This is a genomic window from Xenorhabdus ishibashii (assembly GCF_002632755.1).
Lineage (GTDB): Bacteria > Pseudomonadota > Gammaproteobacteria > Enterobacterales > Enterobacteriaceae > Xenorhabdus > Xenorhabdus ishibashii.
Window position 1 is genome coordinate 762,839 of the sequence record NZ_NJAK01000001.1, and the last position, 14,987, is coordinate 777,825.

Sequence of the window (14,987 nt, forward strand, 5' to 3'; positions counted from 1 at the left end):
TTATTTTATTTTAAACTTAAAGCCTGTTGGGAATGACAAGAGGTGTTTAAAATTTTAAGGTTTCCTGACATTTTAGTTTTAATGATTCATTGTTAGATTCACAAATCGCTTGCCATTGAGTGAAACCAGTTTTTGTATCTTGAATAGGTTTTAACGTGGTATGGAGTCCGTTGAGGTTTTGCTGACCTACTACCGTTATCTCCCCATCTTTTACTGAAATGGTGCTGATATAGCGGCTATTGTGGCCTGATGGAATGGAAGGGTGACCAGAGTGACAATCTTTGTAATTTTCAGCTTCAAAGCGACACAGTTCCACACCAGACTTATAAGGTACAATAGCTTGTAGCATATCGGTTAATGCTGCTTTCTGTATATATCCCTGATAACTGGGAATGGCAATTGCGCCGAGAATAGACACAATTGCCATAACAACCATCACTTCAATTAATGTAAATCCCTGTTGTTTCATCTTTTCTCCTTATATATGCATCTGGATTAATTGCTATATCCAATAACAGATATACCCTTCATTTTTTGAATTGCAATCTATTGGATATCGACGCCAATGATCATGGAGGAAAAAGAGAAAAATAAAATATCGTTAATAAAATTCATGAAGTCAGATCGAAAAAATAATTTTATGTTACATTTTATTGCACAAATTTTTCGAACCTGCCCGTAAATAAGAAAACATCGGATATATTGGCTGATTGAAGGTGCTAACATGCTAACCTGTTACACTTTAAGCCGTAGTATTACGCTTAATGATGCGGTTCATATTGGAATGGTGATTTTGGCAAAGTGATATTAAGTATTAAGAGAGAAGGTAAAAGAATGAAGCTGCATGAAGGGTGGATTGATGGTGCGAGAAAGGTTATTTCCCCACATTGTGATCTGCGGCCAGAAGGAGAAATACCATCATTACTGGTTATCCATAACATCAGCTTACCTCCCGGCAAGTTTGGTGGTCCTTATATTGATCAATTATTTACGGGGACATTAGATCCTAAAACCGATCCTTTTTTTGATGAGATTAAGCACTTACGTGTATCTGCTCACTGTTTAATCCGGCGTGATGGTGAGATTGTACAATATGTTCCTTTCAATAAAAGAGCTTGGCATGCCGGCGTTTCCTGCTACTGTGACCGTGATAAATGTAATGATTTTTCGATAGGCATTGAATTGGAAGGCACAGATCATGAAGAATTTACCGAAATTCAGTACACTAAGTTAGCGGAGGTTACTGAGCTGCTTATTAGCCAATATCCTGATATTCGTGACAATATAACAGGACACAGTGATATCGCACCGGGAAGGAAAACTGATCCTGGGCCTTATTTTTATTGGGAACATTATCGTCAACTATTGAAGGAGCGAGTTGGATGACTCTCTTTATTCTATTGTTAATACTGGCATGGGAACGTGTTTTTAAGATGAGGGATCACTGGCAACTGGAACGCTATTTAGCCCCAGGTTTTGCCAAACTCAAATCGCATTCACTATGGGGTAGCTTGGGCATGACCTTTCTGGTCACCTTATTAACATGGAAGCTTATTGATATTTCTAGCTCTGTTGCTTTTGGTATTCTCGCGATTGTGTTGGGTATCATAATCAGTCTGTTATGTATTGGAGCAGGCAGGTTGCGGCATGATTACCGTGGATATCTTCAGGCTGTGCGCCAAGATGATTTTGGACAGCAGAAAAAGTATCTTGCTCGTCTGACCATGATTCAGGGCACATTACCTGACACCACAAAAGAAGAGCGGTTGCGTGAGATACAGAATTCATTGATTTGGATAAATTTCCGTTATTATCTTGCCCCTATTTTTTGGTTAGCTGTATTGGGTAAATTTGGTCCGGCCGTTTTGATGGGGTATGGTTGCCTCAGAGCTTATCAAGGCTGGTTGGCACAGCACGCAACGGCAGTGCAGAGAGCACAATCCGGAGTTGACGGTATATTGCATTGGCTGGATTGGTTTCCTGCACGTTTGGCAGGTATTGCCTATGCTTTGTTAGGACATGGAGAGAAAGCCTTACCAGCTTGGATTGCATCACTCACTGATTTTCGATCATCACAATACAAGGTAGTCAGTCAATTAGCACAATTTGCATTAAGTAAAGAACCCCATCTTAACCCTATAGAAACGCCTGTTGCTGCTGTCACGTTAGCGAAAAAAGCGACTTTTGCCATTGTGATTATTGTCGCACTGTTGACGATTTATGGGGCATTAGTTTGATAAATAAGAGAGATAGAGGGCTGGGTACGCCCTTTATTTTTCTGATTTTCTTTTTAGAATTATCTGTATCAATTACTTTGATTGAGTTTTAATTCATATTTTATGCATTTTTATTGATATTTTGTCTTGATGTAACGTTTTAATTGGCTCATCTATGCGTTTTAAGAACGTTAAGTTTCCCTCTAATCTCTCCCATCTTAAAATCCTTTTTGGTTATAATTTTCTAATAAAATTTAAAATATTTTGTTAAAATTTGCAGATTTTTATGATTTAACCCAAGGTCTTTATAGACAGCTAGTGAATACTTTGTTACTTTAAGACCCTGTATTCTAAATTGGTATTACCAATTGACTTTGGCCTGTTGACCATGGCTTAATGACTAAGATTTAGTCAGTAAGACTGAGCTGAGCAGGACATAGTCCGAAGCAACATTTACTTATTGAATGGCTTACAGCAGATATGGCCTATAGCAAGATCCGCCAACCAAAGTTATCAGATGTGATTGAGCAGCGTCTTGAACAGCTCATTCTCGAAGGCTCGCTACGCCCGGGAGAAAAACTGCTGCCTGAGCGTGAGCTGGCAAAGCAGTTTGAAGTATCACGTCCTTCATTGCGCGAAGCCATTCAAAAATTGGAAGCCAAAGGCTTTCTTTTCCGTCGTCAAGGGGGCGGAACTTTCGTGCAGAACAATCTGTGGCAAAGTTTCAGCGACCCGCTTGCCCAACTTATTGCAGAGAATCAAGAATCCCAGTTTGATCTCCTTGAAGCACGCCATGCGTTAGAGGGGATTGCTGCTTATTATGCAGCCCTCAGAGGGACTGATGAGGATTTTAAACGCATTGAGCAAAGCCATCTTGCCATTCAAGAAGCACAACAAGGTGGTGATGTGAATGCGGAATCTGATGCTGTCTTGCAATACCAACTTGTTGTCACAGAAGCTGCCCATAATGTGGTATTGCTGCATTTATTGCGCTGTATGATCCCAATGTTAGAACAAAATATCAGGCGCAATTTTGAAGTCATTTATACCCGTAAAGAAATGTTGGCAGCGGTTAGTGACCATAGAGCTGAAATTTTTCGCTCTATCATGGCGAGAGAACCGGAAAAAGCCCGAGAGGCCTCTCATCGTCATTTGGCCTTTATTGAAGAAGTTTTATTGGATCTGACTCGTGAACGTACTCGTCGTGAGCGTTCATTGAGACGGCTCCAGCAACATCAGGAATAAGAGCCTACCCCTTGGGGCGTCATAGACAAATCAAATTCCCGAATGGGTAGGTTCTAACTTAACTGTACAGATCCTGACTGCTGCGTTTGTACAGTTTGTCGACTCTTTACCGAGAGTTTTAGCGGCAATATATAGCAGGGCCTATCTTCCGGTCATAACAGGCAGTATCGTCAAAAGGTATGACCAGAAGATAGGCTCCAATAACCATTAGAAAATAGATAACAGATAAGGAATACACCATGTCAGATATTTTGAAAAATGACGTGGATCCGATCGAAACTCGCGATTGGTTACAGGCGATCGAATCGGTCATCCGTGAAGAAGGTGTTGAGCGTGCTCAGTTCCTGATTGATCAGGTTTTGAATGAAGCTCGTAAAGGTGGCGTTAGCGTTGCTGCAGGTGTTGCAAGCCGCGATTACATCAACACTATTCCTGTTGAGGATGAGCCTGCTTACCCTGGCAACCTGGATTTAGAGCGTCGTATCCGTTCTGCTATTCGCTGGAATGCGGTGATGACCGTTCTGCGTGCATCTAAAAAAGATCTGGAACTGGGTGGTCACATGGCTTCATTCCAGTCTTCCGCTACTGTTTATGAAGTTTGTTTTAACCACTTCTTCCGCGCTCGTAACGAAAATGACGGCGGTGACTTGGTATACTTCCAGGGCCACATTTCTCCAGGCGTTTACGCTCGGGCATTCCTTGAAGGTCGTCTGACTGAAGAGCAGATGAACAACTTCCGTCAAGAAATTGGTGGTAATGGCCTGTCTTCTTACCCGCATCCAAAACTGATGCCTGACTTCTGGCAGTTCCCAACTGTTTCAATGGGTCTGGGACCAATTTCCGCTATTTACCAGGCTAAATTCCTGAAGTATTTGGAAAATCGTGGTCTGAAAGATACCTCTAAACAAACCGTTTATGCTTTCTTGGGCGACGGTGAAATGGATGAGCCAGAATCTAAAGGTGCGATCACTATCGCAACTCGTGAAAAATTGGATAACCTGGTATTCATCATCAACTGTAACTTGCAGCGTCTGGATGGCCCAGTAACCGGTAACGGCAAAATTGTTAACGAACTGGACGGTATCTTCGAAGGTGCTGGCTGGCAGGTACTGAAAGTCCTGTGGGGTGAGCGTTGGGATGAACTGCTGCGTAAAGACACCAGCGGTAAACTGGTTCAATTGATGAACGAAACGCTGGACGGTGACTATCAAACATTCAAGTCCAAAGATGGTGCTTATGTTCGTGAACACTTCTTCGGTCGTTACCCAGAAACTGCTGCATTAGTCAAAGATATGACTGATGACGAAATTTGGGCATTGAACCGTGGTGGTCACGATCCGAAGAAAGTTTATGCTGCACTGAAAAAAGCACAGAATACTACTGGCAAACCAACTGTAATCTTGGCACAGACCATCAAAGGTTACGGTATGGGTGATACCGCTGAAGGTAAGAACATCGCTCACCAGGTTAAAAAAATGAACATGGAAGGCGTTCGTCAATTCCGCGATCGTTTCAATGTACCTGTATCTGATGAGCAGATCGAAAACTTGCCATATGTCACTTTCGACAAAGACTCTGAAGAATCTAAATACCTGCATGAGCGTCGTAACGCATTGGGTGGTTATCTGCCAAGCCGTCGCGTTAATTTTGACGAAAAACTGGAAATTCCAGCGCTGGAAGAATTCAGCTCTCTGCTGGAAGAACAATCCAAAGAAATTTCTACCACTATCGCTTTCGTTCGTGCACTGAACGTCATGCTGAAGAACAAGTCAATCAAAGATCGTCTGGTTCCAATTATTGCTGACGAAGCTCGTACCTTCGGTATGGAAGGTTTGTTCCGTCAAATCGGTATCTACAGCCCTAATGGTCAGCAGTATACTCCGCAAGACCGTGAGCAAGTTGCATACTATAAAGAAGACTCAAAAGGTCAGATCCTGCAAGAAGGTATCAACGAACTGGGTGCTGCTTCATCTTGGCTGGCTGCTGCAACTTCTTACAGCACCAACAACTTGCCAATGATCCCATTCTACATCTACTACTCCATGTTCGGATTCCAGCGTATTGGTGATCTGTGCTGGGCAGCGGGTGACCAGCAAGCTCGCGGTTTCCTGGTTGGTGGTACTTCTGGTCGTACAACGCTGAACGGTGAAGGTTTGCAGCATGAAGATGGTCACAGCCATATTCAGTCTCTGACTATTCCTAACTGTATTTCTTACGATCCAGCATTCGCTTTCGAAGTTGCTGTTATTATGCAAGATGGTTTGGAGCGTATGTATGGTGAGAAACAAGAGAACATCTACTACTACATCACCACACTGAATGAAAACTACCACATGCCAGCCATGCCTGAAGGTGCTGAAGAAGGCATCCGTAAAGGTATCTACAAGCTGGAAAGCTTGGAAGGTGCGAAAGGTCAAGTTCAGTTGCTGGGTTCTGGCTCTATCCTGCGTCATGTTCGTGAAGCTGCGAAGATCCTGTCCGCTGAATACGGCATCGGTTCCGATGTGTATAGCGTAACTTCCTTCACTGAACTGGCTCGTGATGGTCAGGATTGTGAGCGTTGGAACATGTTGCACCCATCAGAAGAACCTCGTGTTCCTTATATTGCTCAGATCATGAATGAAGCGCCAGCAGTTGCTTCTACTGACTATATGAAACTGTTTGCAGAGCAAGTACGTAACTTCGTTCCTGCAAGCGACTATCGTGTATTGGGCACTGACGGTTTCGGTCGTTCTGACAGCCGTGAAAACCTGCGCCATCACTTTGAAGTTGATGCTTCTTATGTGGTTGTTGCGGCTCTGGGTGAACTGGCTAAACGTGGCGAAGTTGATGTGAAAGTCGTTGAAGAAGCTATCAATAAATACAACATCAACCCAGAAAAAGTTAACCCACGTCTGGCATAAGAGGTAAAGATTAATGTCTATCGAAATTAACGTACCTGATATTGGTGCAGATGAAGTTGAAGTTACCGAGATCATGGTAAAAGTGGGTGATACTGTGACTGAAGAGCAGTCACTGATCACTGTTGAAGGTGACAAAGCTTCTATGGAAGTTCCTTCTCCACAGGCGGGTGTAGTTAAAGAAATCAAAGTTACGGTTGGTGATAAGGTTGAAACCGGCAAACTGATCATGATTTTTGAATCCGCAAACGGTGCAGCAGAAGCTGCACCTGCGCAACAAGCAGCGCCAGCAGCGGCACCAGCAGCAGTAGAAAGCAAAGAAGTGAATGTGCCAGATATCGGTGGTGACGAAGTTGAAGTGACCGAAATCATGGTAAAAGTAGGTGATACTGTTACTGAAGAGCAATCACTGATCACGGTTGAAGGTGATAAGGCTTCAATGGAAGTTCCTGCACCATTTGCAGGGACGGTGAAAGAGATCAAAATCGCGACTGGCGATAAAGTGAAAACCGGTTCTCTGATCATGGTATTTGAAGTTGCAGGTTCTGGCGCAGCTCCAGCGGCAGCACCGGTAGCGGCTCCAGCAGCACCTGCGGCTTCTGCGGTCAAAGAAGTCAACGTACCAGATATCGGTGGTGACGAAGTTGAAGTGACCGAAATCATGGTAAAAGTAGGTGATACTATTGCTGAAGAGCAATCACTGATCACGGTTGAAGGTGACAAGGCTTCGATGGAAGTTCCTGCACCATTTGCAGGTACGGTGAAAGAGATCAAAATCGCGACTGGCGATAAAGTGAAAACCGGTTCTCTGATCATGGTATTTGAAGTTGCGGGTGCAGCCCCTGTGGCAGTGCCAGCGGCGGCTCCGGCTCCTGCGGCTGAACCTGCGAAAGCAGCAGCACCGGCAGTAAGCAAGCCAACAGAAGGCAAAAATGAATTTGCTGAAAATGCCGCTTATGTTCACGCTACTCCAGTAATTCGTCGTCTGGCTCGTGAATTCGGTGTAAATCTGGCTAAAGTTAAAGGAACTGGCCGTAAAGGTCGCATCCTGCGTGAAGACGTTCAGACTTACGTGAAAGATGCGATTAAACGTGCAGAAGCAGCACCTGCTGCTACGGGCGGTGGTTTGCCTGGCATGTTGCCTTGGCCGAAAGTTGATTTCAGCAAATTTGGTGAAATCGAAGAAGTTGAAATGAGCCGCATCCAGAAAATCTCCGGTGCTAACCTGAGCCGCAACTGGGCCATGATCCCTCACGTTAACCTGTTCGATGAAGCGGATATCACTGAAGTTGAAGAGTTCCGCAAACAACAGAACAAAGAAGCTGAAAAGAAACAGCTTGGCGTGAAGATCACTCCGCTGGTATTCGTGATGAAAGCCGCTGCGAAAGCACTGGAAGCAATGCCTCGCTTTAACAGCTCTATTTCTGAAGATGGTCAGAAGCTGATCCTGAAAAAGTATGTCAACATCGGTATCGCGGTTGATACACCTAACGGACTGGTTGTTCCTGTATTCAAGGATGTCAACAAGAAAGGCATCATGGAACTGTCAAGAGAATTGGCTGAAGTTTCTAAGAAAGCACGTGCTGGTAAGCTGACCGCTTCCGACATGCAGGGTGGCTGCTTCACCATTTCCAGTCTGGGTGGTATCGGTACTACCGGTTTTGCACCAATTGTAAATGCACCAGAAGTGGCGATCATGGGTCTGTCTCGTTCTTCCATGAAACCAGTCTGGAATGGTAAGGAATTCGTTCCGCGTCTGATTCTGCCTATGTCTCTGTCTTTCGACCATCGTGTGATCGACGGAGCAGATGGTGCACGTTTCATCACTTATATTAATCAATTGATGAGCGACATCCGCCGTTTGGTAATGTAATGCAAAGGCCGGTAAATAACCGGCCTAATGATTACTACCGTGACAGATATTTTCACCTTGCATCTGGCAGGTTGGGATTTCTGTCACGTTAACGCGCTTTTCAGGTTATTTACAATTCTGTAAACTGCTCGCGGTGTGTACGTCCCGGTGGAATATGGTTTTTTTTCGTCTGACTCGCCGGACAAACAATTAAGAGGTCATGATGAGTACTGAAATTAAAGCCCAGGTAGTGGTGCTTGGTGCAGGCCCGGCAGGGTATTCTGCTGCTTTCCGTTGTGCGGACTTAGGTTTGGATACTGTTCTGGTTGAACGTTACTCTACTTTGGGTGGTGTTTGCCTTAATGTTGGTTGTATTCCATCCAAAGCTCTGCTCCATGTTGCCAAAGTGATTGAAGAAGCAAAAGCATTGGCACAACACGGTATCGTGTTTGGTGAACCACAAACTGATATCGATAAGATCCGTCTCTGGAAAGAAAAAGTTATTTCTCAGTTGACAGGTGGTCTGGGCGGCATGGCTAAGGGCCGTAAAGTTAACGTTGTTAACGGTGTTGGTAAATTTACAGGTGCTAACACTCTGGTAGTAGAAGGCGAAAATGGTGCAACAACGATTAATTTTGAGAATGCCATTATCGCAGCGGGTTCACGCCCAATTCAGCTACCATTTATTCCGCATGATGATCCTCGTGTATGGGATTCTACCGATGCACTGGAGCTGAAAACTGTTCCAGGACGCCTGTTGGTTATGGGCGGTGGTATTATTGGTTTGGAAATGGGTACGGTTTACCACGCTCTGGGTTCTCAGATCGATGTGGTAGAAATGTTCGATCAGGTTATTCCTGCTGCGGATAAAGACGTTGTTAAAGTGTTCACTAAGCGTATCAGCAAGAAGTTCAACTTGATGCTGGAAACTAAGGTGACCGCGGTAGAAGCTAAAGAAGATGGCATCTACGTAACAATGGAAGGTAAGAAAGCACCGGCAGAGCCACAGCGTTATGATGCGGTTCTGGTTGCTATCGGCCGTGTACCAAACGGTAAACTGCTGGATGCCGGTAAAGCGGGTGTTGAAGTTGATGATCGTGGCTTTATCCACGTAGATAAACAAATGCGTACTAACGTACCTCACATCTTTGCTATCGGTGATATCGTTGGTCAGCCAATGCTGGCGCACAAAGGTGTCCATGAAGGCCACGTTGCTGCTGAAGTGATTTCTGGTAAGAAACATTACTTCGATCCAAAAGTGATCCCATCCATCGCTTACACTGAGCCAGAAGTGGCATGGGTTGGTCTGACTGAGAAAGAAGCGAAAGAAAAGGGCATCAGCTACGAAACTGCGACTTTCCCTTGGGCAGCATCCGGTCGTGCGATTGCATCTGACTGCTCAGATGGTATGACTAAGCTGATTTTCGATAAAGAGTCTAACCGTATTATCGGTGGTGCCGTTGTTGGTACTAACGGTGGTGAACTGCTGGGTGAAATCGGTCTGGCTATCGAAATGGGTTGTGATGCAGAAGATATCGCTCTGACTATCCACGCTCACCCAACACTGTATGAATCAATTGGTATGGCTGCGGAAATTTACGAAGGCAGCATCACTGACTTGCCAAACCCTAAGGCGAAGAAAAAGAAGTAATTCTTTAGATTTAGCAGTAGGTTAAGCAAAATTTCAAACGGCTTTCAAATAGGGAAGCCGTTTTTATTAGCAACTGTTATAGATAATGTTTTCCATTGAACAGAGTAACTTATTTGTAATAGGTTTAGTATCTTTAAAGATATTTTCTCAAACGATAATAATTTCCGACGAATATCCATTTTTCACTTTCAGAAGGAATTAATCTCATTGATATTGTATCAACATCAGGGAAGCCATATTGTTCAAACCCTAAATTTTGATAAAAAGGAACCGCATTAGGTTTAGCACTTACCAATATCTCTTCATCTTTTGATAATTCTACTGCTTTTTCGACAAGTAAACTGCCACATCCATGATTGCCAGGATGGGTGAGCATAAATCCTATTTTATCTGTACCTTCATTGTAAAAAGAGGAACCCCCTGTGACAAAAGTCATTACTCCTATGGGAATTCCTTTCACTTGGCAGATAAAGTAACGATGATGTTTCACGCTATTTATCTGGTGAGGGTCTTGATAGATATTCTCTATTTCATGGGATACGCTAATGAAAGTATTATACCTTTCTATATCTTGATAGGAGGAAGAATTTAATGTTGAATACCAATCACATATGTTGCCCTTAATTTGAGCGAGTGCGAGAAACATTTCATTTTGATTGACTTCTTTTATAATTGTTTGGAATAACCGAGAGTATCTTTCTTTTGGTGATTCTCTTATATGTATTCTTGAGAAAATATTGTGAAACAGTTCTCTGGTTTTCATCATATATCTCCTATATGCATTTCTTTAATAAGTTTAAGATAATAAATAAAATTGTGTTCTCTGTGGTTTTTTATAGATACATTTTCCACGCATTATTTTCCATAATTTTTTCCATAAAAAATTGGATTAAATCTACAATAAATGGCATTGCCAATTTGAATTACGTGGGTGAGGAGTTCTCTTAAGTTGATATTCTCCATTGATTTTATGCCATTTATTGCTCGTAGCAGGGATTAATTTCATAGATTTCAAATTAATAAAATTACCAATAAATAAAAAGCCTAATTTTTGGTAAAAAATTTCGGCATCAAGTTCTGCTTTAACTTCTAATATACCTTGATGGCCTAAAGAGAGAGATATATTGATCACATGTTGAACCAGCAGGCCACCATAACCATAACCGTTAGGATAGGTTAATATGAATGATATTTGGTCAACGTTATCATCAGATAGATTAGGCTTGGCAAGGCTCAATATTATGAGCCCAACGGCTTTATTTGTAACTGAACATGAACAGATAAAATGGCGATAGTTCTGTAGACCTCCAGTCACATTTGTATCATTAAAGATTCTTTTTATCGAGTTACATGTACTGATGAATGTAGCATGTCTATTGCTAAACATTGCCCCTATGATAGGTTCATAAAACCAACTGGATTCATTTCTCTGGATTTCGTTAAGCGCAGATAGCATACCATATTGATTAACTTCCTTAATTCTGGCCTGATATTCAGGATAAAATTTTTCTGGTGTAAAAATTTCCGGATTATAATCTGCTCCTGCTAGAGCGTCATGTTCTTCTCTGTTGGGCATAATAATATCCTTTTAAACGATATTGAAAGATTTTTGAGCGATATACCATGATTAGAAACTATGTTAAAAAAACTTAATATGGAAGTTCGCGTGTTCTAGTAGAAGATTCTGATAGAAGTTAAGGGATTTTCAGGCCAGAATAACAACAAATAGCATTTAAAACTTTAATACCCTTTCTGAGCTAATTTATCCAGAATTTTATCATGGTTCAATGTTGATTTTATGTGAATGAATTAACATGCTATTCAAATTTTGGTATGCTAAATGCCCGAAGCTGAGCATAATTCTGATGTTATGCGAGCAAAATCCTCTGACCTTGCACCTTTGATGATTGTTTTCAGATGATCATTTTCTACTGATCATTAGCGGGTGCTGACAGCCGGGTATATAAAATGACAATGAGAGCGAGGAGAAAGTCGTGCTAGAAGAATACCGTAAGCACGTAGCCGAGCGTGCAGCTCAAGGCATCGTCCCTAAGCCGTTAGACGCAGCTCAAGCAGCAGCGCTGGTCGAATTACTGAAGAACCCACCTAAAGGTGAAGACGCTTTTCTGGTAGATCTACTGACCAATCGTGTTCCTCCTGGTGTAGATGAAGCTGCTTATGTTAAAGCAAGTTTCCTTGCTGCCGTTGCTAAGGGAGAAGCAACCTCTCCTTTGGTGACCCAGGAAAAAGCCATTGAATTGTTAGGAACCATGCAGGGTGGGTATAATATCCACGCTTTAATTGATGCCTTAGATGATGAAAAGTTAGCTCCGATTGCGGCGAAGGCTCTTTCTCATACTTTGCTGATGTTTGACAGCTTCTATGATGTAGAAGAAAAAGCAAAAGCGGGTAATGTCTATGCCAAACAGATTATGCAATCATGGGCTGATGCAGAATGGTTCCTTGGGCGCCCTGAATTAGAGGAAAAAATCACCGTTACCGTCTTTAAAGTTACGGGGGAAACCAACACCGATGATCTTTCTCCTGCTCCTGATGCGTGGTCACGTCCTGATATTCCCCTCCATGCTTTGGCTATGCTGAAAAATGCCCGTGAAGGTATCGAGCCTGATCAAGCCGGTATCGTAGGCCCAATCAAGCAAATTGAAGCCTTGGGCAAAAAAGGTTACCCGTTGGCTTACGTTGGGGATGTTGTTGGTACGGGTTCTTCCCGTAAATCGGCAACTAACTCCGTCTTGTGGTTTATGGGAGAAGATATTCCGTTTGTACCCAATAAACGTGGTGCAGGCGTGGTATTGGGCGGAAAAATTGCCCCCATTTTCTTCAATACGATGGAAGATGCCGGTGCTCTGCCAATCGAGGTGGATGTTTCCAAACTGAATATGGGGGATGTGATTGATATCTATCCCTATAAAGGTGAAATCCGCCATCACGAAACCAATGAGTTATTGGCGAATTTTGCACTGAAAACTGATGTTCTGATCGATGAAGTACGTGCCGGTGGCCGTATCCCACTGATTATCGGCCGTGGTTTGACAGGCAAAGCGCGTGAAGCTCTGGGCTTGCCACACAGTGATGTATTCCGTCAGGCAAAAGCGGTGGCAAAAAGTAATCGAGGCTTCTCACTGGCACAGAAAATGGTTGGTCGTGCTTGCGGTACAGCAGGTATCCGTCCTGGGGAATATTGTGAACCTAAGATGACCTCTGTTGGCTCTCAGGATACCACTGGGCCAATGACGCGGGATGAATTGAAAGATTTGGCGTGTCTGGGCTTTTCTGCGGATCTGGTCATGCAATCATTTTGTCATACCGCTGCCTATCCCAAACCTGTTGATGTGACAACGCACCATACTCTGCCTGATTTCATTATGAACCGTGGTGGGGTATCGTTGCGTCCGGGAGATGGCATTATCCACTCATGGTTGAACCGCATGTTATTGCCAGATACTGTAGGTACAGGTGGAGATTCCCATACCCGTTTCCCGATTGGTATCTCTTTCCCTGCTGGTTCAGGTCTGGTGGCATTTGCTGCGGCAACAGGCGTCATGCCGTTGGATATGCCAGAATCTGTACTGGTTCGTTTTAAAGGAAAAATGCAGTCTGGTATAACTTTACGTGATCTGGTTCATGCCATTCCTTATTATGCGATCCAGCAAGGTTTGCTGACCGTTGAAAAGAAAGGTAAGAAAAATATCTTCTCTGGCCGTATTCTTGAGATTGAAGGTTTGCCAGAACTCAAAGTTGAGCAGGCATTCGAGTTGGCTGATGCCTCTGCGGAACGTTCTGCGGCAGGATGTACCATTAAGCTGGATAAAGAGCCAATTATTGAATACTTGCAGTCGAACATTGTTTTGCTGAAATGGATGATTGCAGAAGGTTATGGTGATCGCCGGACATTGGAACGCCGTATTATCGGCATGGAAAACTGGCTGAAAGATCCTCAATTATTGGAAGCGGATGCAGATGCTGAATACGCAGCCGTTATTGAGATCGATCTGGCAGACATTAAAGAGCCTATTTTATGTGCGCCTAATGATCCTGATGATGCACGTCTATTATCCGAAGTAGCTAACAGTAAAATTGACGAAGTTTTCATTGGCTCTTGCATGACGAATATTGGTCATTTCCGTGCGGCGGGTAAATTACTGGATCAACATAAAGGCCAGCTACCGACTCGCTTATGGGTTGCCCCTCCGACTAAGATGGACGCCGCCCAATTAACAGAAGAAGGTTATTACAGCATTTTCGGCAAGAGCGGAGCACGCATTGAGATCCCAGGTTGCTCATTGTGCATGGGAAATCAGGCGCGTGTGGCGGATGGTGCAACCGTAGTATCTACCTCTACTCGTAACTTCCCTAACCGCCTTGGTTCCGGTGCAAATGTTTACCTTGCTTCGGCGGAGTTGGCGGCTATAGCTTCACTGTTGGGGCGTTTGCCAACACCAGAAGAGTATTTGCAGTTCATGGATAAAGTCGATGAAACCGCAGCAGATACTTATCGCTATCTCAATTTTGATCAATTGAATCAATACACAGAAAAAGCGGAAGATGTCATCTTCCAAACCGCAGTATAAAAAAGTATATTGCAGCGAATGGGGAGGCAAATGCTTCCCCTTTTTTTGTTTTTGTATCAGTCTGTGGGTTGGCTCAGATGTGGAAGTAGCAGAAATGTTTAAAATTCAAATGAAATTATTTGGATTGTGTAGAAATAGTGAGGGGGTATGTGATGGAATATGAATTTATGCAGGACGTTACCGGCCAGATAACAACATCCTTTTCAATGGATCATGAAGCCATCGGTCATTGGTTGAATGAAGAAGTGAAAGGCGATTTTCGCGTATTGGATAAAATCATTGTGGCTTTGCAAGAGATTAAAGGCAGTGAGCGCCAGTGGCAGTTGGCTGGCCATGAATATACGTTATTGATGAGTGAAGGTGAGATCATGATCCGGGCTAATCAACTGCAATTTGATACAGAGGTTATAGAAGAAGGAATGAGTTACTACGATAACGAGAGTTTGGCTTTTTGTGGGACAGACGATTTTATCAGTATGCTAGCTGATTACAGAGAATTTATTTTGCAAAAAAAGAAAACGTAAGTACTAG

11 protein-coding genes are annotated in these 14,987 nt (G+C 43.2%); 8 read left to right on the forward strand and 3 right to left on the reverse strand.

The features are described from left to right. Positions 1-46 precede the first annotated feature (46 nt). Positions 47-469, reverse strand: a complete 423-nt coding sequence (gene ppdD, locus Xish_RS03605) for a prepilin peptidase-dependent pilin (protein WP_099116754.1) — start codon at positions 467-469, stop codon at positions 47-49. A gap of 365 nt (positions 470-834) precedes the next feature. Here ppdD and ampD point away from each other — a divergent pair, with 365 nt between their 5' ends. The 6 genes from ampD (at position 835) to lpdA (ending at position 9,864) form a co-directional block, all read left to right on the forward strand. Further along, the gene (gene ampD / locus Xish_RS03610; protein ID WP_099116755.1) at positions 835-1,386 is read left to right on the forward strand and encodes a 1,6-anhydro-N-acetylmuramyl-L-alanine amidase AmpD; all 552 of its coding nucleotides are present in this window, start codon (positions 835-837) and stop codon (positions 1,384-1,386) included. Then, positions 1,383-2,237 (forward strand): beta-lactamase regulator AmpE, encoded by an 855-nt coding sequence (gene ampE, locus Xish_RS03615; RefSeq protein WP_099116756.1) that lies wholly within the window; start codon positions 1,383-1,385, stop codon positions 2,235-2,237. Before ampD ends, ampE begins: the two co-directional genes overlap by 4 nt. 459 nt (positions 2,238-2,696) lie before the next feature. Next, positions 2,697-3,461, forward strand: coding sequence for a pyruvate dehydrogenase complex transcriptional repressor PdhR (gene pdhR / locus Xish_RS03620; protein WP_099116757.1), 765 nt, complete (start codon positions 2,697-2,699; stop codon positions 3,459-3,461). 239 nt (positions 3,462-3,700) lie between these two features. Beyond that, entirely contained in the window at positions 3,701-6,364 is a 2,664-nt protein-coding gene (gene aceE / locus Xish_RS03625) for a pyruvate dehydrogenase (acetyl-transferring), homodimeric type (protein ID WP_099116758.1), read from the forward strand. A gap of 13 nt (positions 6,365-6,377) precedes the next feature. Further along, positions 6,378-8,234: a pyruvate dehydrogenase complex dihydrolipoyllysine-residue acetyltransferase gene (gene aceF / locus Xish_RS03630; protein WP_099116759.1), complete on the forward strand. Its 1,857-nt coding sequence runs from the start codon at positions 6,378-6,380 to the stop codon at positions 8,232-8,234. A gap of 202 nt (positions 8,235-8,436) precedes the next feature. After that, positions 8,437-9,864, forward strand: a complete 1,428-nt coding sequence (gene lpdA / locus Xish_RS03635) for a dihydrolipoyl dehydrogenase (RefSeq protein ID WP_099116760.1) — start codon at positions 8,437-8,439, stop codon at positions 9,862-9,864. 133 nt (positions 9,865-9,997) lie between these two features. Here lpdA and Xish_RS03640 read toward each other — a convergent pair whose 3' ends face one another. Both Xish_RS03640 and Xish_RS03645 read right to left on the reverse strand, forming a co-directional pair. After that, on the reverse strand, positions 9,998-10,630 hold the full coding sequence (locus Xish_RS03640; RefSeq protein WP_099116761.1) for a GNAT family N-acetyltransferase: 633 nt from the start codon (positions 10,628-10,630) through the stop codon (positions 9,998-10,000). Positions 10,631-10,759: 129 nt separating this feature from the next. After that, positions 10,760-11,440, reverse strand: a complete 681-nt coding sequence (locus Xish_RS03645) for a GNAT family protein (RefSeq protein WP_099116762.1) — start codon at positions 11,438-11,440, stop codon at positions 10,760-10,762. A gap of 418 nt (positions 11,441-11,858) precedes the next feature. Here Xish_RS03645 and acnB point away from each other — a divergent pair, with 418 nt between their 5' ends. Together acnB and Xish_RS03655 are read left to right on the forward strand one after the other, a co-directional pair. Continuing rightward, positions 11,859-14,456: a bifunctional aconitate hydratase 2/2-methylisocitrate dehydratase gene (gene acnB / locus Xish_RS03650; RefSeq protein WP_099116763.1), complete on the forward strand. Its 2,598-nt coding sequence runs from the start codon at positions 11,859-11,861 to the stop codon at positions 14,454-14,456. A 152-nt stretch (positions 14,457-14,608) separates the two neighbouring features. Beyond that, on the forward strand, positions 14,609-14,980 hold the full coding sequence (locus Xish_RS03655; protein WP_099116764.1) for a YacL family protein: 372 nt from the start codon (positions 14,609-14,611) through the stop codon (positions 14,978-14,980). The last annotated feature ends 7 nt before the right edge of the window (positions 14,981-14,987 follow it).

Bases quoted from the DNA above. Each gene is read 5' to 3' on its own strand.
- ppdD (WP_099116754.1), bottom strand. From the start codon at position 469: ATGAAACAACAGGGATTTACATTAATTGAAGTGATGGTTGTTATGGCA.
- ampD (WP_099116755.1), top strand. From the start codon at position 835: ATGAAGCTGCATGAAGGGTGGATTGATGGTGCGAGAAAGGTTATTTCC.
- ampE (WP_099116756.1), top strand. From the start codon at position 1,383: ATGACTCTCTTTATTCTATTGTTAATACTGGCATGGGAACGTGTTTTT.
- pdhR (WP_099116757.1), top strand. From the start codon at position 2,697: ATGGCCTATAGCAAGATCCGCCAACCAAAGTTATCAGATGTGATTGAG.
- aceE (WP_099116758.1), top strand. From the start codon at position 3,701: ATGTCAGATATTTTGAAAAATGACGTGGATCCGATCGAAACTCGCGAT.
- aceF (WP_099116759.1), top strand. From the start codon at position 6,378: ATGTCTATCGAAATTAACGTACCTGATATTGGTGCAGATGAAGTTGAA.
- lpdA (WP_099116760.1), top strand. From the start codon at position 8,437: ATGAGTACTGAAATTAAAGCCCAGGTAGTGGTGCTTGGTGCAGGCCCG.
- Xish_RS03640 (WP_099116761.1), bottom strand. From the start codon at position 10,630: ATGATGAAAACCAGAGAACTGTTTCACAATATTTTCTCAAGAATACAT.
- Xish_RS03645 (WP_099116762.1), bottom strand. From the start codon at position 11,440: ATGCCCAACAGAGAAGAACATGACGCTCTAGCAGGAGCAGATTATAAT.
- Xish_RS03655 (WP_099116764.1), top strand. From the start codon at position 14,609: ATGGAATATGAATTTATGCAGGACGTTACCGGCCAGATAACAACATCC.